This window comes from Virgibacillus sp. NKC19-3 (assembly GCF_019837165.1).
Classification (GTDB): Bacteria; Bacillota; Bacilli; order Bacillales; family Amphibacillaceae; genus Virgibacillus_L; species Virgibacillus_L saliphilus.
The window spans coordinates 1,754,633-1,771,631 of sequence record NZ_JAGYHC010000001.1 but is presented as its reverse complement, the minus strand read 5'-3'; the positions used below and the strand labels follow the sequence as shown (position 1 = coordinate 1,771,631).

22 protein-coding genes are annotated in these 16,999 nt (G+C 37.3%); 10 read left to right on the top strand and 12 right to left on the bottom strand.

Annotated elements, in window-relative coordinates; all coding sequences use genetic code 11:
- Nucleotides 1-26: 26 nt before the first annotated feature.
- From KFZ56_RS08515 to KFZ56_RS08505, 3 genes are all read right to left on the bottom strand, one after another.
- Nucleotides 27-965 carry a beta-ketoacyl-ACP synthase III gene (locus tag KFZ56_RS08515; RefSeq protein WP_222641512.1) on the bottom strand — a complete coding sequence of 313 codons (939 nt, stop codon included), beginning with the start codon at nucleotides 963-965 and terminating at the stop codon, nucleotides 27-29.
- Between the two features lie 119 nt (nucleotides 966-1,084).
- Nucleotides 1,085-2,044 (bottom strand): BMP family ABC transporter substrate-binding protein, encoded by a 960-nt coding sequence (locus KFZ56_RS08510; RefSeq protein ID WP_222641511.1) that lies wholly within the window; start codon nucleotides 2,042-2,044, stop codon nucleotides 1,085-1,087.
- Nucleotides 2,045-2,162: 118 nt separating this feature from the next.
- Nucleotides 2,163-2,774, bottom strand: a complete 612-nt coding sequence (locus KFZ56_RS08505) for a hypothetical protein (protein WP_222641510.1) — start codon at nucleotides 2,772-2,774, stop codon at nucleotides 2,163-2,165.
- Nucleotides 2,775-2,896: 122 nt separating this feature from the next.
- On the opposite strand from KFZ56_RS08505, the gene KFZ56_RS08500 reads away from it, so the two are divergent.
- Nucleotides 2,897-3,076 (top strand): YjzD family protein, encoded by a 180-nt coding sequence (locus tag KFZ56_RS08500; RefSeq protein WP_222641509.1) that lies wholly within the window; start codon nucleotides 2,897-2,899, stop codon nucleotides 3,074-3,076.
- 72 nt (nucleotides 3,077-3,148) lie between these two features.
- Here the strand turns inward: KFZ56_RS08500 and KFZ56_RS08495 are convergent, their stop codons facing one another.
- A complete protein-coding gene (locus KFZ56_RS08495; RefSeq protein WP_222641508.1) occupies nucleotides 3,149-3,481 on the bottom strand; it encodes a hypothetical protein in 333 nt (110 codons plus the stop codon).
- Nucleotides 3,482-3,632: 151 nt separating this feature from the next.
- On the opposite strand from KFZ56_RS08495, the gene KFZ56_RS08490 reads away from it, so the two are divergent.
- Nucleotides 3,633-4,445, top strand: coding sequence for an undecaprenyl-diphosphate phosphatase (locus KFZ56_RS08490; protein ID WP_222643947.1), 813 nt, complete (start codon nucleotides 3,633-3,635; stop codon nucleotides 4,443-4,445).
- A gap of 50 nt (nucleotides 4,446-4,495) precedes the next feature.
- On the opposite strand, the gene KFZ56_RS08485 is transcribed toward KFZ56_RS08490, so the two are convergent.
- Nucleotides 4,496-5,632, bottom strand: coding sequence for a TIGR04053 family radical SAM/SPASM domain-containing protein (locus tag KFZ56_RS08485; RefSeq protein WP_222641507.1), 1,137 nt, complete (start codon nucleotides 5,630-5,632; stop codon nucleotides 4,496-4,498).
- A 233-nt stretch (nucleotides 5,633-5,865) separates the two neighbouring features.
- Here KFZ56_RS08485 and KFZ56_RS08480 point away from each other — a divergent pair, with 233 nt between their 5' ends.
- The gene (locus KFZ56_RS08480; protein ID WP_222641505.1) at nucleotides 5,866-6,558 is read left to right on the top strand and encodes a Crp/Fnr family transcriptional regulator; all 693 of its coding nucleotides are present in this window, start codon (nucleotides 5,866-5,868) and stop codon (nucleotides 6,556-6,558) included.
- Between the two features lie 119 nt (nucleotides 6,559-6,677).
- Here KFZ56_RS08480 and KFZ56_RS08475 read toward each other — a convergent pair whose 3' ends face one another.
- The gene (locus KFZ56_RS08475) at nucleotides 6,678-6,989 is read right to left on the bottom strand and encodes a metal-sulfur cluster assembly factor (RefSeq protein WP_222641503.1); all 312 of its coding nucleotides are present in this window, start codon (nucleotides 6,987-6,989) and stop codon (nucleotides 6,678-6,680) included.
- Between the two features lie 114 nt (nucleotides 6,990-7,103).
- The gene (locus KFZ56_RS08470) at nucleotides 7,104-7,865 is read right to left on the bottom strand and encodes an alpha/beta fold hydrolase (RefSeq protein WP_222641502.1); all 762 of its coding nucleotides are present in this window, start codon (nucleotides 7,863-7,865) and stop codon (nucleotides 7,104-7,106) included.
- 136 nt (nucleotides 7,866-8,001) lie between these two features.
- Between KFZ56_RS08470 and KFZ56_RS08465 the strand changes: the two genes are divergently transcribed.
- From KFZ56_RS08465 to KFZ56_RS08450, 4 genes are all read left to right on the top strand, one after another.
- Nucleotides 8,002-8,835, top strand: coding sequence for a Cof-type HAD-IIB family hydrolase (locus tag KFZ56_RS08465; RefSeq protein ID WP_222641501.1), 834 nt, complete (start codon nucleotides 8,002-8,004; stop codon nucleotides 8,833-8,835).
- A 109-nt stretch (nucleotides 8,836-8,944) separates the two neighbouring features.
- Nucleotides 8,945-9,094 (top strand): hypothetical protein, encoded by a 150-nt coding sequence (locus KFZ56_RS08460; RefSeq protein ID WP_222641500.1) that lies wholly within the window; start codon nucleotides 8,945-8,947, stop codon nucleotides 9,092-9,094.
- Nucleotides 9,095-9,295, top strand: coding sequence for a DUF3813 family protein (locus tag KFZ56_RS08455; protein ID WP_222641499.1), 201 nt, complete (start codon nucleotides 9,095-9,097; stop codon nucleotides 9,293-9,295).
- A gap of 159 nt (nucleotides 9,296-9,454) precedes the next feature.
- Nucleotides 9,455-9,718, top strand: a complete 264-nt coding sequence (locus KFZ56_RS08450; protein ID WP_222641498.1) for a NifU N-terminal domain-containing protein — start codon at nucleotides 9,455-9,457, stop codon at nucleotides 9,716-9,718.
- An 86-nt stretch (nucleotides 9,719-9,804) separates the two neighbouring features.
- On the opposite strand, the gene KFZ56_RS08445 is transcribed toward KFZ56_RS08450, so the two are convergent.
- Nucleotides 9,805-10,647 (bottom strand): YitT family protein, encoded by an 843-nt coding sequence (locus tag KFZ56_RS08445; RefSeq protein WP_222641496.1) that lies wholly within the window; start codon nucleotides 10,645-10,647, stop codon nucleotides 9,805-9,807.
- A gap of 212 nt (nucleotides 10,648-10,859) precedes the next feature.
- On the opposite strand from KFZ56_RS08445, the gene KFZ56_RS08440 reads away from it, so the two are divergent.
- On the top strand, nucleotides 10,860-11,720 hold the full coding sequence (locus KFZ56_RS08440) for a fatty acid kinase binding subunit FakB (RefSeq protein ID WP_222641494.1): 861 nt from the start codon (nucleotides 10,860-10,862) through the stop codon (nucleotides 11,718-11,720).
- Between the two features lie 138 nt (nucleotides 11,721-11,858).
- Nucleotides 11,859-12,041: a YppF family protein gene (yppF, locus tag KFZ56_RS08435; protein WP_222641493.1), complete on the top strand. Its 183-nt coding sequence runs from the start codon at nucleotides 11,859-11,861 to the stop codon at nucleotides 12,039-12,041.
- A gap of 23 nt (nucleotides 12,042-12,064) precedes the next feature.
- Here yppF and KFZ56_RS08430 read toward each other — a convergent pair whose 3' ends face one another.
- Together KFZ56_RS08430 and KFZ56_RS08425 are read right to left on the bottom strand one after the other, a co-directional pair.
- Entirely contained in the window at nucleotides 12,065-13,552 is a 1,488-nt protein-coding gene (locus KFZ56_RS08430) for an alpha-amylase family glycosyl hydrolase (protein WP_222641492.1), read from the bottom strand.
- 170 nt (nucleotides 13,553-13,722) lie between these two features.
- Nucleotides 13,723-14,088 (bottom strand): YisL family protein, encoded by a 366-nt coding sequence (locus tag KFZ56_RS08425; RefSeq protein WP_222641491.1) that lies wholly within the window; start codon nucleotides 14,086-14,088, stop codon nucleotides 13,723-13,725.
- A 150-nt stretch (nucleotides 14,089-14,238) separates the two neighbouring features.
- Between KFZ56_RS08425 and KFZ56_RS08420 the strand changes: the two genes are divergently transcribed.
- Nucleotides 14,239-15,432: an ornithine--oxo-acid transaminase gene (locus KFZ56_RS08420; protein WP_222641490.1), complete on the top strand. Its 1,194-nt coding sequence runs from the start codon at nucleotides 14,239-14,241 to the stop codon at nucleotides 15,430-15,432.
- Between the two features lie 88 nt (nucleotides 15,433-15,520).
- Here KFZ56_RS08420 and KFZ56_RS08415 read toward each other — a convergent pair whose 3' ends face one another.
- Entirely contained in the window at nucleotides 15,521-16,078 is a 558-nt protein-coding gene (locus tag KFZ56_RS08415) for a hypothetical protein (RefSeq protein ID WP_222641489.1), read from the bottom strand.
- Nucleotides 16,079-16,081: 3 nt separating this feature from the next.
- Nucleotides 16,082-16,714, bottom strand: a complete 633-nt coding sequence (locus KFZ56_RS08410) for an SCO family protein (RefSeq protein WP_222641488.1) — start codon at nucleotides 16,712-16,714, stop codon at nucleotides 16,082-16,084.
- Nucleotides 16,715-16,999 lie beyond the last annotated feature (285 nt).

The following is a 16,999-nucleotide window of genomic DNA, read 5'->3' as shown; positions in this document are numbered from 1 at the left end:
GTATACCTCCCTATCCAATTGTGAACCTATTTGCCCCATTTCAGTGCTATCGCACCCCATGTTAGTCCACCACCGAATCCGACTAACACAATTAAATCATTATCTTTTATTTTACCATCTTTTACAGTTTCTGATAAGGCAATAGGAATCGATGCAGATGAATTATTTCCATACCTTTTCACGGAATAAGCCATCTTATCTTCAGAAATTCCAAGTCTTTCTCTTGCCGCTTCCATAATCCGTATATTCGCTTGATGTGGGATTAAATAATCTACATCAGCTTCATTATAACCTATTTTCTCAATTACCTTTACCGATGATTCAGGCATTTGTCTTACCGCAAATTTAAAGACTTCCCTGCCATTCATTTGAAGGTAATCATTTTCATCCTGATATAATTCTTTGCCTCCACTACCATCTGCTCCAAGGTCAAATGATAGAATGCCTTTTCCTTCTGTAACCTCACCAATCACTGCAGCACCGGCTCCATCACCAAATAACACACAGGTATTGCGATCAGACCAATCGGTTATTTTGGATAACTTTTCAACACCAACTACTAGTACATTTTTATATACTCCTGTGTCGACAAATTGTTTGGCAGTGACCATTCCATACATAAATCCTGAACAGGCAGCACTAATATCCATCGCTGCAGCTTTTCTCGCACCCAGCTTATCCTGAAGCATACAGGATACGGATGGAAAAGGCGTATCCGGCGTTACCGTTGCAACTAAGATAAGGTCGATGTCCTCTGCTTTAACATTTGCTTCGTCTAATGCATTTTGTGCAGCAAAAAAAGACATGTCAGATGTATCTGTATCATCATCGGCAATTCTTCTTTCTTCTATCCCGGTTCGACTACGAATCCATTCATCACTTGTATCTACAAGCTTTTCTAAATCCGTATTTGTAACTACTTTTGGCGGTACGTAATGTCCAGTACCAAGTACGCCAACGCTCATATTCGCATCCCCTTTTATACATAAAAATATTATTAGTAATTATTATGACTTGGTACTAATAATAATGTATATTGGCTTATATGGCAAGAAAAAAACTGATGTATATGCACCAGTTTTTTCTATTGGTTGGGCAACAAGTCATTATTTATATATTCATCGACCGCTTCTTTTACCTCGTTCTGAAAATACCTAGGGACATCCGGGCTAAACTGGCCCAATGAAATAAATTCATCCTGAAAGTCAAATGTCATAATAGTTCCCTCGAGGGATTCTGTATTAAATTCATCAGCAACTAACTCGTACAACTTATCAATATGTTGAACTGTGCTGGTTAGCACGGTCGATTCAGCTATTTTCGACTGATCCGACCCATATCCAATAGCATATAAGCCGTCTTCCTCGGCCTCCTCGATTACACCTGTGCTATATGCATCTCCTGTTGGGTAAAATACATCTACCTCATCATCACGCATATCTTCATAAATTTCCGGTGCGGAATTTGTTTCATTCCAATCACTATTGAATTTGATTTGTACCTCAGCAGAAGGGTTTTGATAATTCACCCCTTCATAAAAACCTTCAATTTCCGGTTGCCATTCGTAAGCGGATATCATTCCAATTTGATCCGTCTCTGTCATTTCACCTGCTACCATCCCTGCAAAGAAACTCATCGCATGTGAGTCGAAATTCAAACTAGTAACATTTTCATCAACATACCCACCATTAAAATAGACAAAGTGAACATCCGGATATGATGACGCTATGTCTGCAAAGTGCGCCCCATAAATATTGCTGTGGCCAAATATAAGATTTACTCCGTCTTCCACGAACGCATCTACAGCTTCAATGGTTTCTTCTTCTGTCATTACATTTTCCTCATAAAATACGTCTACTTCATACTTTTCACCAATGTCCTGTAATCCCTCATATCCTTTTTCCGCCAATGCCTGATCATCGATGGAGCTATCCACAAGCATACCAACATTTTGAATTTGCCCACCGTCAAAATAGTTGCTACAGCCTGATAAAATGATCAGTACAAATATTACTATAAAAAGGCTTGAAACATTTTTCAGCATTGTGCAAACTCCAATCTTAGAAACTTGGCATTCGTAAAAGAATTTCACCTATACATCTATTCTAAACAATTGCATTCATTTTATCGATTTAAAGAGTATATAACAACTAAAGCTCGGCTTATACGTAAAGATTTTCATAAAAATTGCTATACATGCGATAATGTTCCAATACATTGCTCACTTTTTCTTCCATAGGTCTATTGTCACGAATGTAGATGGCGTTTTCAAGTTTTACATGCTGATTTTCTTTATTTTTTTCTGACCGTACTTCCAAATGGGATGGAAGCTCTTCCGTTTTTAACCATTGCAGCAATCCATTTGTAAAATCTTTAATGTAAATAGCTTCTGTTTGAAAATAATCAGAATCAAACGTAATAAATGAGTTATTACAATAAACCCCCTGTTCGTTCATTGGCATCCACTCCCCAAAGAGTAATGGAGCATTTATTATTACCCTATTGCTAACTCTGTCCTTCCTTGTGGGATTGATCATCAATGTGTACCCTGATTGAAACTGATCACTTCCTTCTTGGTCACCAATAACAATCGCAAACGCATACTGTTTGCTCACGTCCGACTTTACAAAGTGAAATGAACTATTCCTTCCCAAAAACATTGCTAAATCACTATTTTCATCGCCAATTCCATCAACTGTATAACTTCTTTCAAGTAAAACACTTGCAATATGAAACCCAATCCAATGATCACAATTAGCTATTAACATGGACATAAAATTCCCCCCATATGTAAAGATAAATAAATACTTTAATTTTATACGTTCTTTTGATAAACTATATTAAAGTATATGAACTTAAATGTACGAATCTTATATTTAAAAACGAGGTGTTAATAATGCGCTACATAATGACAATATTTTGGGCAGTGGCAATTAGTACTGTCGTTTCCTATGTTTTAACCAGTATGGCTGGTTCACCATTTGTTTTTACAGATACCCTTATTTTAGCCGGTATTTTTGCTGTAGCAGCAATTGTTTTAGCTGAAGTTGTTTTACCGAAAAGAAAAGAACAGTGAAAGGATTATAAACCCTTGCCTATGCAACTGATTGGCAAGGGTTTGCTTTTTAAAGATAGTTATTCTAATGACTTAATACCATGGTAATACGCTTAATGCAGTGAGTGCAACAAGTGGCAATACAAGCCTATTAAACCTTCTTGGCGGCCCTCCATATCCTGGATAACCATAACCGGGGTATCCATAGCCAAAACCATAACCAAATTGACGATTCATATCGTGATGATGGTGGTTGTGTGTTGGCTCTCCATTACCTATAGGTACAGCAATATAAACATATTCATTATCCAATCCTGTAACGATACCATCTACCTTTGTACCATCAACCATTTCAGCAAGCACATAGGAATGCATATGACTTTTACATAATTCGTATATATGATTATAGTCGTTATTCATATTCATCTTTTCAACCTCCTCACCATCTAGACTATTCAACTAGACAGTGGATGGTGACTTGTATCATATATGAAAAAAGGATAAAGAAAACATGATATTTATCAAGTTTTTTGGTGACTTTACCTCATAATTATAAGGAGGATTTTCCATGGAATTCATGACAGAACTGTGGACATTAATACAATATCTACTGTTAGGTTTCGTTCAAGGTATTACAGAACCGCTCCCTATTTCTTCGAGTGGACATATCATCATCGTTCGTGAGCTGTTTGGAATTGAAGCAAGAGGGCTCTCTTTTGAAATATTTGTTAACTTTGCCTCCCTTCTTGCGGTTCTCCTTATCTATCGTCACGATATTTATCGGTTAAGCAAACATGGCATTCTTTTTATAACGAAAAAGGATAAAAAGGCCAAAAGCGATTTCCAATTTATTTTTTACCTTTTAATCGGTACAATTCCAGTAGGGATCGTTGGTTTATTGTTTGGGGATATTATCGGTGATACACTTAGCAGTACAAGCGTTGTTGGTTTCACCTTGCTGATCACAGCTATGGCAATTTGGATGATTCGAAATCTTAGGGGCAGAAAAAACGATGGTGATCTATCTTCCAAAGATGCTATTATTGTCGGACTAGCTCAAACCATTGCTGTGACTCCAGGTATTAGCCGTTCCGGAGCCTCCATTGTTGCATCAATGCTAGTCGGGATGAAGCAGGAAACAGCACTTCGCTTTTCATTCCTATTGTATATCCCGGTTAGTTTAGGAACAACAATTTTAGAAGTTCCTGAGATAATACGTGATCCAAACTTTAGTGCGTTGATGATTCCATATATAATCGCATTTATAGCTGCGTTTATAGCAACATATTTTGCTTTAAAAGGCTTTATCAATATAATGGCTAAAGGGAACCTGAAATATTTCTCCTACTATTGTGTCGTTGTAGGTTTACTTGTTATTTTATTTTTATAAATATGAAAGGGCTTCGGCATCTCTACAAGCGACACGCCAGAAGCCTTTCTCTATTTTACTTCCCTAACCTTTTTCTTCTGTCGCATTGCTTTTGGAATATAAACACAGTAAGGTTCACTTTCCATATAATCTCCTGTAACATTGTATGCTCTGGACCGAGAGCCACCGCATACATGACGGAATTCACATATCCCGCATTTTCCTTTATAATTATCCGGATTGCGTAAATTTTGGAATACCTCTGACGTGCGGTAAATCGTTGCAAGTGGTGTTTCGCGGATATTTCCTGCCTTGATTGGCAGCAGACCACTGGGCAGAACATCACCAGTATGGGAAATAAACACAAACCCATTTCCGTCATTCACCCCTTTAGGAGCACGGCCTAGTCCATCAATTTGATCGGTTTTACCGTTTGTTAATGCATCTTGATAGAAAATACGTTCCTTATCACTTTTTCCTTTACTTTCTCGCATTTTTCCTTGTATAACGACACGACGATAATGTTGTGCAGCAGTTGTTTTTATATCAAACGGAGCACGTTTGGATAACATATACAGCCAGCGTAGCACTCGTTCATGCTCTGCTGGTGAAATCATATCAGATTCCTTTCCTCGCCCTGTAGGAACAAGGAAAAATACACTCCATAACACACAATTAAGATTTTCCACCATTTCAGCCATTTCCTCTAAGTATTTATAGTTATAGGTAGAGATAACGGTGTTGACCTGAAGTGGCATTTCCAGTTCATTTAAGTAACTTATCGCATTCATCGTTAAATCAAACGATCCTTCTGTACCACGAAAATGGTCATGTATTTCCTTACAATGACCATCAATACTGAATGCCCATCTTGCTAATCCTACATCTTTTGCTTTTTTCATCGCCTTTTTTGTTACATTTGGTGTAGCTGATGGTGTCATTGATACACGAACACCCTTTTGAACAGCATATTCAGCAATATCAAAAACATCCGGTCGCTCCAGTGGATCCCCACCTGTAAATACAAGCATTGGATTATCCATCTCATATATATCATCAACCAGCTTTTTACCTTCTTCAAATGTTAATTCCAACGGATGCCTGTGATGTTGAGCTTCTGCACGACAATGTAGACATTTTAATTGACATGCTTGAGTTAACTCCCAAATCACAATAAACGGATTTTTATTATAATCACGAGAATACATTGTGTTTGCCCTCCTAAACATTTTTTATTCACTGTAATACAATTGAAGTGTGGTTACTGTTACAGTATAACTTCTTTGTTATGAACTAGATGTGCGTTTCCCCACAGTTAAATACGATTTTCACGATGTAATTAAAAATTTGTCACATTTGAGAAGCTATTGTACGTACCCACATGATATAATCGCAGTAGTAGAAATTCTCCGTATTTGAAGTGATTGAAAGGAGCTTCCGAATGAGAAACCAATCCGTTCAGGAACTTTTACAACGGTTTCCTATGTTTAAAGACCTCACAGACTTTGAAATGGAGCCGATTGTTGATTTAGCTAAAAATCGAATTTACCAGCAAAAAACGCACATATTCATGCAAGGTGATCCATTAACAAATGTTTATTTCATACATCAAGGTAAAATAAAAATATATAAAACAGATTTTCAAGGCCGAGAACAAATTGTAAATATCTTACAAGCTGGCGACATGTTCCCACATCAAGGCTTTTTTAGACAGGATGACTATCCTGCACATGCGGTAGTTTTAGAAGAAGCAACACTGATCTATATTCCGATTCATTCATTCGAGCAATTTCTTATTACACATCCGGAAATCACTGTTAAATTATTGCGCGTGCTAGGAGATATCATTGTTGATTTGCAGGGTCGTCTTGAGGAGAAGGTTTTGCGTAATACATACGAACAAATTATTCTGCTATTATTGCGCCTATCCAGAAATTATGGAAAGAAAATAAGTGATCAGCAAATTCGTGTAACCACACGCTTCACCAATAAAGAATTAGCAAATATGATTGGATCCAGTCGAGAAACAGTAAGCCGTACTTTGACACAGCTCAAAAAGAAAAATTGCTTCACGACAGATAAAGCAGGCTTTATGATTTTGAATATAGAAGCATTGGAAGATGAGTTCTTGTAAAACAGAGTTCTTGCGCTGGGGTATTAGCGGAGGAAGCAGCCTAAAACGAAAAAAAGGAGATAGCAGCTAATGGCGCCATCTCCTTTTTATATTCATGAGTCAACCTTAGAAGTTCAATATCAATCCGGAATACCTAAGGCAATCTTGGCATAACGTGACATTTTATCTTTACCCCATGGTGGATTCCAAACAATATTAACATCGATATCTTTAATTTCGGGGATATCTTCCAGCATACCTTTTACATCTTGTTCTATATGTGCTGCCAGTGGACAGCCCATTGCAGTTAGTGTCATTGTTACTGTGCATAGACCTTCTTCATTTAAATCCACATCATATATTAATCCAAGATTAACAATGTCAATCCCCAACTCCGGATCAATTACATTTTCAAGCGCGCCCAACATATTTTCCTTTAACGCTTCATCCATTATTCGCCTAACCTCCCTCATAATATATATATTTATATTTAAACACAATTTTTTCGTTTTTTAAATGATTTAACTCACTTTAATACATACATTTTAACAAATTTAAAACCTTGATTATAAATGATTTTCAAACCATTTCACTGTTTCTAGAATAGCATATCGGCTCACCTTATGATCGCGTTTGGGTTCTTTCAAGAACTTGATATTTTCCAGGTTTTCATAAAGCTCTTTTGCCTCTTGATAGAATGTATACGCATGATCAAATGGTACAACATCATCATTCTCACCATGCCAGAATAAAAGGGGGCGTCCTTCTAGTTTTTCCGCTTGTGTGGAAAGATCATAATAAGCCAGTTGTTCGTATAAATCTCCTATCATTTCCTCTGTTATAGGGAGATCTCCCATTTTCTTAAAGTTGTTAACCAATGTTTTGGCGTAAATGGTTATTTTCGGAGAACCCATTAGTACCGCAGCTGCTTTAATCCATGGATATTGTGTTAAGGCGGCAGAAGTTGTAATACCTCCCATACTTGTTCCGGCTACTCCGAATCGCTGATCTAAAATCAATCCTTTTTGGTCGAAAAAATCTTTAATTGTCTCTAGTTCCTCTACATTTTGCATCACAATGTCCCAGAATGAAATTTGCTTCTTAACTGATGAGATATCCGTCTCCCGTTGACCGTGGTATCGGCTATCAGGAAGCACAACCCGATATCCTTTTTCAGCCAATAAATAAGCAAGCGGCAAATTAATCTCTTTCGAACTCGTAAATCCGTGGAAATATGTAAGAACAGGTAAAGCTTGATTTTCTTTCTTCGAATCAACGACAATTAAACTTGGGATCCTACCTATATTCTCTTCGTAAACTCCTATCATCATCATGTCTCCTACTATTCATTTATTCGATTATCTTTATTCTAATATCTTGTTTGATCCTATTGCAACTAATTAAGAAAAACGCTTTACATCTGTAGCATTCCCTTATAAACTATTGTCAGACGAGGTGAAATGAATGGAAAATAAACAACATTTAATTGCTTTAGATTTAGATGGAACGCTATTAACAGATCGAAAAGAAATTAGTCCATACACCAAACAAATGATACGAAAAGCTGCGCAAGTCGGGCATATTATCGTTATATCCACTGGCAGACCACATCGTGCTAGTATTAACTACTATCAGGATCTTGGACTGACCACACCGATGGTTAACTTTAATGGTGCACTTATCCATCATCCCGGAAATAATAAGTGGAACGCGCTCCATAACCCCATGCCTATACGAACAGCACATAAAATTATCGACACCAGTATGGAACTAGGTGTCAATAACATTTTAGCAGAGGTCATGGATGATATTTATCTTGACCAATATGACGAGCAAATCCTTCAGATCTTTCAGGATACCCAAAATGATCCCCCTTTTACGATTGGTAATTTGAAAAATAAACTGCAGGTAGATCCGACATCATTACTTATTCACCCGAAAGAAGATCATATTCATCAGCTGCGACGTCACTTGGATGATTATCATGCAGAGCTTATCGAACATCGCAAATGGGGTGCCCCTTGGAATATTATTGAAATTGTAAAAAAAGGCATGAATAAAGCGATCGGCCTTCAAAAGATTGCATACTATTTTAATATTCAGCCAGATAAGATAATCGCATTCGGAGATGAGGATAATGATCTGGAAATGATCGACTATGCTGGTGTTGGTGTAGCAATGGGCAACGCCATTGATGAATTAAAAGCCATTGCAAATCATGTTACAAGTACGAACGAAGAAGATGGAATCGGTATTTTTCTGGAAGAATATTTAAAACTGGAGGTTCCATCCGTTTAAACTTATTTGTAATCCGTATATTTCCATCTATATATTTTAAAAAATAATCCATACTAGAAGTGAGCGTTTTAAACGTTCACTTTTGTTGTACGTTCAAGGAGGAATCATCATGGGAAAACAGAGTAAATCAAAACGATTTAGTCAACATAACGTTGATTCTGTCAGAAAACATGACGAACGTTTCCCTTACCGAGCTCGTTTCTCAGATGTAGAGCGGAAACGTACGGAAGCGGACAACCACACTGTAGGAGGGTTTTAGTTGGAAAACAATTTATTTCAACAAGCTAAAAATGCTGTTACTAATTTCATGAACGACCAATCAGGAAATAACACGACAGAGCAAGATAAACAAGCTGCCCAAAATGCTATACAAAATGCTAAAAGTAATGCATCTCCCGAAGAGCAACAACAATTACAACAGTTGGAGCAACAGCTCAAACAGCATAATCAGTTAAGCTAACTTTCGTCTTGCACAGTAATTGCCAACTCATTCTTGGGATGAGGAGGATTTACAACAAGCAGGCAATTACCCCTATCCGCCTGATGGGGGTAATTTTTACTTTTTTCTTTTATCTATTTCTGCTAATATAAAGGTAAGTATGATTAGGAGGGATTACTTATGGCTGTACATGTTGAAGCTACGCCAAACCCAAACGCATTAAAATTTACATCAGATAAGCTTATATTCGAAGGCACTAACAGTATTTCTGTTATGCCCGGAGATACAAGCGAACACGAAATTATGAATGAATTAATGCAACTTGAAGGTGTTGATAATGTTTTTGGATATCAAAATTTTATCACGATAAATAAACTATTTGGTACACAGTGGGATGATTTAACACCAAAAGTCACCGAAGTTATTGAAAAATACGGTTATTAAGTACATACATCCGTAACAGTAAGACAACTTCAAAAATAATACAGTAATTAAAGTTAAGGCCAGCTGCTTACAAGCTGGCCTTAACTTTAGTCTTTCCGGAAGACGCCAAATATACCAGTGGTCTGGACGATATTTGTAAATGCCTTCGGATCAACTTCATGAATAATTCTTTCCAAATCATATAATTCATAACGGGTTATGACAAGGTAAACCATATTCTGATCTGTATTTGTATAGGCTCCCCTCGCAGGTAAGATAGTGATGCCGCGAACCATAGTCTTATGAATTTCATGTTGTAATTCCACTGCTTTGTGTGTAATGATCATCGCAGTAAGTTTCTGATGTCTTGTATGAATAGCATCGATAATCCGTGTCGTTACGTATAACGTCAACATTGTATAAAGTGCGTTTTCCGGTTCATAGAAGATTCCTGCAAAAACGATGATAATTGCATTTAACAGTAAAAAATAATTTCCTATTGGCTTGTCTCTCATACGGGATAATAACATTGCCACAATATCCATGCCGCCTGTTGACGCCCCTAATTTCAAGGTTAGTCCAACACCAGCACCTGCGAGTACACCACCAAATACGGCATTTAAAATAATGTCATCAGAGAATGTAATTACCGGTATAAATTCCAAAAATAAAGTGGTAAATAAAACAGAAACCATACTATAAACAGTAAATCCCTTACCTACCTTAAACCAGCCTAAAATAAATACAGGGACATTGAACACAAATAACAATATACCTGTAGTAACCCCTAACCCTAAGTAGTCATTAAATATACTAGCCGTTAATTGGGCAGCTCCTGTAAATCCACTGGCATAAACATTGGCGCCGATTAGAAAGAAATTCAATGACATCGCATTTAATGCAGCACCAAATATAACAATAGCAATACGCTTTGCTTCAAATATAAACATAGCTACCTCCTTGTTCAGCAATTTAAATAAAATTTTTACAATTTTAAAAGAAAACGTAATATCCGTTAAAAAATTGAGAGAATGAAACCGGCCTTCCTTACACGAAACAGATAGGAAAGTACATCCTTTCCTATCCGCCAAAAATACTTTGACTATCGGCTTCGATAGCTTTAAACTAAAAGAAATACATATAATGAATGCAGGTGAAAAAAATGAACACTAAAATTATGGCAGATTCTGCGTGTGATTTGTCAAAAGACCATTATAACGAATATGATATTGAAATGGTACCATTAACGGTTCATCTCAATGAAAAAGAATATAAAGATGTCAAAGACATTAATCCAACAACAATTTATAATGCAATGAGAGAAGGTAAGACTCCAAAAACATCACAAGTCCCACCACAAACCTTCAAATCCATTTTTACATCCTACGCTAAGAAAAATCAACCTTTAGTGTATATCGCTTTCTCATCCGGACTATCCGGCACCTATCAAACAGCAAAAATGATGGAAATGGAAGTAAAGGATGAATATCCTGAGGCAGTGTTGCATGTAATCGATACAAAATGTGCATCCATCGGCTATGGCCTAATTGTCTTGCACGCTGCTATGCTTGCAAAAGAAGGTGCCACTGCTGAGGAAATCAATGAAGCTGCTTCTTATCAAGCAGCACATATGGAGCACATCTTTACCGTTGATGATTTGGAGTATCTTCTCCGTGGTGGTCGTGTCAGCAAAACGGCAGCTTTTGTCGGCTCATTACTTAAAATCAAACCGATTCTCCACGTGGAGGACGGAAAATTAGTCCCCCTTGAAAAAATAAGAGGATCCAAAAAGCTGTTTCCGCGTATGCTGGAAATCATGGAAGAACGCGGTACTGACCTTGAAAATCAAACAATTGGAATTAGTCATGGTGATGATATCGAAAGGGCAGAAGCATTAGCTGCCATGATTAAAGAAAGATTTAAACCTAAAGATGTCATTATCGAAATGGTAGGTTCCGTCATTGGTGCCCATGCCGGCCCTGGAACAATCGCACTCTTTTTCATGAATAATATGAATAAATAACTTTCCAATACTGATTCAAGCAAATTTGCTTGAATCAGTATTTTTAATCATTCTAATCAACTGAAATGGAATGAACCAAATAGATGCCACATATATTTTATATAAGGTTGTACATAACATATATGGGGGTGATTTGATATGTGGGATGAACTAAAGAATACGTATGAAAACGAACGAGAACAATCCCCTGAATCGACGAACGATTTATTGGATTTTTACCAAGGAAAATATGTCACTGGACAAATTAGTATTCATTATTATCGAAAAGCCTATTATTATTTACATGAAGAAGGTGCCATATCCGTACATGAATATGCTTAATGTTCAATAGAAAGAGAAGCCCATTACGCGCTTCTCTTTTTCTGTTTGCGGGTTAAATAAATAATTCCCCCAACAAATAAAAGAAATATACCTCCAAAGACACCAATAAAAGCCCAGTTAAATCCTGTATCAGGTTCAACCACGAAAACTTCAGCAACCTCTCTTTCCAATCCTATCTTATATTCCCCGTCCTTATTTTCCCGTACAATATTATCACCAAGATGTCCGCGAAGCTGCATCCCTGATTCAATATCACTAACAGTAACAGATTGGAGCTCCGTATCATTGTTAATAGCTATATATATGGATTCATCTCCATATGTTCGCTTAAAGACAGTCATTCCACCACTGGAACCAACATGCTCGAAATCACCATGGGATAGAACCGGAAATTCCGTTCGAAGTGAAGAGAGTTGGGAGAGGAACTCTTTTATTTCATCATTACCACTGTTAAAATTAACAAGCCTTTGGGATGCCTCAGCGTCCACCCCGTATACCGGTATCTCAGACCCTTGAAACAAGCTGGGAACTCCAGGTGTTGTATACATATATGTTAAGGCCAATGTCCATGTCGTTAAAGCATTACGGCCATTTTCTGTGAATTTTTGAGTAAAACGTTCTGTATACATGTTGTCCACATACAATATATCTGAATCTCCCCCACTTTCTTCCCATGTTTCAACTACATCTAAGACCGGTTTTCCTTCCTCTGAAAAAACGTCGGTCATTGTCTCATAAAGATCTTGATTCTCTATTAAATCAATGTCCGTGTTTTCTTTTAAATCGGAGACGCGCTCATCCGTATGTAAAATATCCCCGAGTAAATAGAAATCCTCATCCTTTTCTTTTAGTTGTGCTGTGAAATGTTGAAGAAAGCTTTCCGATGCCTGATCAACAGCATGAAGCTTAAATCCATCGATGTCTGTTTCATCCATCCAGAATGATGCAGCATCAAGTAAAAAATCTTCCACTTCCGGATTGTTCTGATTTAATACAGCAACATTGTCCGCCCAATCAACGTTTAAATCATTACTTTCCTCTGCCCAATCTTCTGTTTCAGAGTCATTCAGCAGAGAGTGGCTCGATACAACATAGTTGGTAACAAATTCCATAACCACCTTTATATTTCGTTCATGTGCTTCTTCTATTAATGTATGAAGGTCCTCCATTGTACCAAACTGTTCCTCCACATTATAAAAATCCTCAATCCAGTAGCCATGGTAACCATCGGGTGCATTTTCCATTATGGGGGAAAGAGAAATCGTTGTAATGCCAATTTCCTGCAATTGATCCAGTTTGCTTATCACACCTTCTAAATCTCCTCCATGATATGCCTTGGGATCATCAATCTGAACTTGATCGTCGTTATCCGCATTTCCATTGTTATAACGATCCACTAATATATTGTATATAATCTCTTCCTGCACCGCACTCTCTTCCTGTGCAGCAATTGGAATTGTATGCAAAAGAATTAGACATATAGTAACAAGCATAAATGCTATTTTTTTCATGTAGACCCTCCAAATAATCATAAACAGTCATCATTACCTTATTCTATTATTAACTTTTCCTATAAATAGTCAATAATAGTCCTTATATTGTTGAAAATATTTCATTTTTCCTTAAATGAAAAAGGATGCCTCTGTATTTGAGACAACCTTTTCATCTTCACTATACATATTTATGGTAAAAAGCCACCTGGCAGTCGTCCAAATCCTAAAATAATTGTGATAAGTACTGCAATAATAGCTTGAATCCACCAACTTTTCGTTGGCTCACGTCTTGACATTTTCACTAAAATCATTTCCATAGCAAGCACTGCCCAAATACCGGCAATTCCTTTAAAAATAGCTTCACCCATCATAGGACTGTTAAAATAATTTACCAGTAACGCCCCACCTGAATATAAAATCAACAGATAATCCAATCGTAATATCATCTGTACAATTTTCGCACCTTTCGCCTTACCTTGTTTATGTAATATGTACGCTACTGCAAACAAAATAAATGCAAGAACCCAGGACGTGACATGTAAATGTGTATTCATGAATCTGCCTCCTTTAAAATCAGTAATCTTTTTCCTTATACTTAACTTATCATATCATGATTGCAATTTCACAGGAAAGTTATTCGTATTTCTTAGATCCAAAAAATGATATACTAAATATGAATCTATGTTGAGATTGGAGGGGGATTAATGATGCATTCCAGCCAGGATTTTATTGACCAAGCACAGGAATATGGTGCAAAAAATTATCATCCGCTTCCTGTCGTAATATCAAAGGCTGAAGGTATCTGGGTGGAAGACCCGGAAGGCAATCGCTATATGGATATGTTAAGTTCATATTCCGCACTAAACCAAGGTCACCGCCACCCAAAAATCATTGATGCATTAAAAAAACAGGCAGATGCAGTAACGCTGACCTCACGCGCTTTTCATAATAACCAATTGGGACTGTGGTATGAAAAAATTTGTAAGCTGACAAACAAGGAAATGGTACTACCAATGAATACTGGCGCCGAAGCAGTTGAAACTGCTGTTAAAGCAGCTCGCCGTTGGGCGTATGATGTCAAGGGAGTTGAAGATAATAAAGCTGAAATTATTGTATGTGAAGGCAATTTTCATGGACGGACAATGACAGCAGTATCTTTATCTTCAGAAGCAGAATATCAACGCGGGTTCGGACCATTGCTACCCGGGGTTAAAATTATTCCTTATGGTGATAGTGAAGCATTAAAAGCAGCTATTCATAAAAACACTGCGGGTTTCCTATTCGAACCGATCCAAGGAGAAGCTGGCATTAACATACCACCTGATGGTTTTCTGAAAGAGGCACGTGCTATTTGTACCGAAAATGATGTATTATACATCGCGGATGAAATTCAGGCAGGACTTGGACGCAGTGGGAAAATATTTGCCTGCGATTGGGAGGATGTAACAGCAGACATTCTCATATTGGGCAAAGCATTAGGCGGCGGTGTCCTCCCCATTTCATGCATTGCCGCAAACAAAGATATTCTTGGTGTATTCAACCCTGGTTCCCATGGTTCTACATTTGGCGGAAATCCGCTTGCATGCGCCGTTTCCCTTGCAGCACTCGAAGTGATTGAAGAAGAAGAACTGGATGAGCGTTCTCTTGAGCTCGGAAATTATATGATAGAAGAATTAAAGAAAATAGATAATTCGACCATAAAAGAAGTTCGCGGAAAAGGCCTATTTATCGGTGTCGAATTAACAGAAAGTGCACGTCCCTATTGTGAGTCATTAAAAGAAAAAGGACTATTATGTAAAGAGACACACGAAAACGTCATTCGTTTCGCACCCCCTCTCATTATTGAAAAAGAGGATTTGGACTGGGCTCTGGATCAAATTAAAGAAGTATTACAATAAAATAAGGAATGTAATGAAAACCACTCTAAAAAAAAGAGTGGTTTTCATTCGAAAAGAGCCAGCTTTCATTTCAACTCTTTCCTGTTACTTATTCATATTCCGATTCATCGATAAAAAGCAATTGTATAAAATAAATAATAATACATAGCGCAAAGGCAAAAAATCCCCATCCAAGCGTTTTTTGTTCAACGATTAAATAATTATTACATAGTTGAGTAGGTGAAGCAACATATAACCAGCCCATGACCCCAAACATGATACTAAAAACGATATAAATTATATTTTTACCTAGTTTACTTAGTTTTCTCCAACTATCACGTAATGGCACACCAGCTAAAAAAGGGAGGCTAATGAATTTGAATATTTCAACAGCATGTATGGTTAGTGCTTCATCCATGGTGCGTGGAATTAACCAGTATGCCATAATAATAGTAAATAGAAGGATCCCAGGAATACCATTATGATTCCACTTTTCAAAAAGATATGGAAATTGTTTTTGAAAAAAGGGAGCCATTAGAAATCCTGCCACAATGAGAAAAGGCATTTGCATATGCATATGGAAGCTCATAATGGATTCTAGTAACGTAATAACAGGAGGAAGGCATAAGAAGATATACAGCCCTAGTCCATAGATTGCTTGCTTCATCCGTTACCCCTCCTCTTCGTTATTTAGAATGGACGTCACTCTAGCTGCAGCTTCATCAATTTTGGTATAATCCATCACATCAACTAATGTCCCATTAGGATCCACTAAATAAAATGCAGAGTTATGTGTAAAGTCTCCGTTTCCATTTGGTATAACAATAACACCAAATTCGTCCAACAGATAATCCAATTCTTCTTGATCCGCTATTCTTGCCATTCGCCACGTTTCCCCATCACTATTAAAATAATTTCTATATTTGGTCAATGTTTCCGGATCGTCTCTTGTTGGGTCAAAGCTAATACTTAAGAAAACAATATCCTCTCCGATATATTCCGCTGGTATCTGATTATAAACTTGCGCCAGATTCATTTCCAATTCCAGACATACATCCGTACAAGAAGTATAAATAAAGGTAAGCATAACATATTTATCTTCAAACGCTGAAAAAGGATAGACCCTTTCATTACTATCTTCCAATGTTACTTCAGGAAATTCAGGCTGCTCTTCAATTAACTCCTTTGTTCTTGCACTTTCGGCAGTATAGGCTTGAAAACCATCTGTGCCTATATAAAAAAGCACAACACCGAATAATAATGTCAAAATAATTGCTACTATATTACGCCTTTTTTTAACCATGGAGATCACTCCCCGAAATCTATTTTTTAAAAACACGATGGGAAAAGAGATAACCCTTCTTATCGAAAAGCCGATTTCAAACCATTGTCGCTTTGACAAAAAAGATATAAAATAACGACGTAGTGGCAATCCCCAACCGTTCTAATGATAGTTGGATGCTTAGATTCGCTACGAAAATATATTTTTCGCACCTTAGGGGGGTTGAGGTCGCTCCCTGAGGATGCACACCCGAACAGCGACAGGAGTATGGCACACTACGCCCGCAGTTTATAGGAATGGCGAAAA